Here is a 1,198-nt window from a genome sequence, read left to right as displayed (position 1 = left end):
GCACAACCAGTTCCTGAAGGAATTAGGATTGCCACCGATCTGTTAATGTTCCTCTGAAATACGGGCGAGCCTTTCCTGTTGTTCTGGTGGGCTTGCCCTTATCCCACCACTCCCTTTTGCACTGACCTTTCTGAATATGCCCGTCTATAGCTTTAATAATAATACGCTCAATCAAATCGAAAAAACGACCTTCAACGATGAAGGTATTCTGGAAAGAAAACATTTGCAGTCTGCATTGAAGCACCAGGTCGAAACGGTCGCGCCCAACTGCCTTGTGATTGCCGAGGAGTTCTCGGAATGGTCTGATTCTCTGCGCAGAATTGATCTTCTGGCTATTGACCGTGAAGCAAACCTGGTGGTGATAGAACTGAAGCGGACCGAGAAAGGCGAGCATATGGAGTTGCAGGCTCTTCGCTATGCGGCCATGGTTTCGACGTTGACCTTCGCCCGTGCTGTCGAAATATATCAGCAGCATCTTATCGATAACGATATTGAGGCGGATGCAAAGAGTAAGCTTCTTGAGTTTCTTGGGTGGGATGAACCTCAGGAGGATGATTTTGGTATGGATGTACGCATGGTACTGGTCTCTGCCAATTTTTCCAAAGAACTGACTACTTCCGTTATTTGGCTTAACGAGCGCAGCCTGGATATTCGTTGCATCCGGCTGATTCCCTATAAGCATAACGACCAGATTTTGATTGATGTTCAACAAATCATCCCCTTGCCTGAAGCAGAGAGCTACCAAGTAAAAATAAAGCAGCAATCAGAAGAGCGCAGGGTAGCCAGGCAGTCATCCAAAGATTATACCCGCTATATCTTTATGGGCAGCCCGCTAAACAAACGGCGACTGGTGCTCGCAGTGATACAGCACTGGATTGCCAAGCATAGCCCTGCCAACGTTGATGAGTTGATCGAGGCCTTCCCACAGAATATTCGTAGTGGCGGGATGTTTGTTCCTTTGAAAGAAGCAAATGCTACTTATGCTCGTCAGGATATCCCACGGCATTTCCTTGGTGATGGTGAAGTCATCACGTTTGCTGATAACACGCAGTATGCTATCTCCAATCAGTGGAGCAAAAGCAATTTAGCGAAGTTTATTGCACAGGCGAAAAGCCTCGGTTTTGACATTACTGAAGAAAACTAAAATGAACGAACTTACAATAAAAATAAGTCAATGGATTGATACTCTATTACATGA

At 45.7% G+C, this 1,198-nt stretch carries 1 protein-coding gene; it reads left to right on the top strand.

Annotated elements, in window-relative coordinates:
* The first annotated feature begins 136 nt into the window (after positions 1 to 136).
* Complete coding sequence (locus KDK16_RS09400; protein ID WP_257275771.1) at positions 137 to 1,144, top strand: hypothetical protein; 1,008 nt, start codon at positions 137 to 139, stop codon at positions 1,142 to 1,144.
* Positions 1,145 to 1,198: the final 54 nt, after the last annotated feature.

The sequence above is a fragment of the Endozoicomonas sp. SESOKO4 genome, assembly GCF_024606275.1.
The sequence above is the reverse complement of the archived record's forward strand: the minus strand, read 5'-3'. Positions and strand labels throughout refer to the sequence as shown.

Bases quoted from the DNA above. Each gene is read 5' to 3' on its own strand.
- KDK16_RS09400 (WP_257275771.1), top strand. From the start codon at position 137: ATGCCCGTCTATAGCTTTAATAATAATACGCTCAATCAAATCGAAAAA.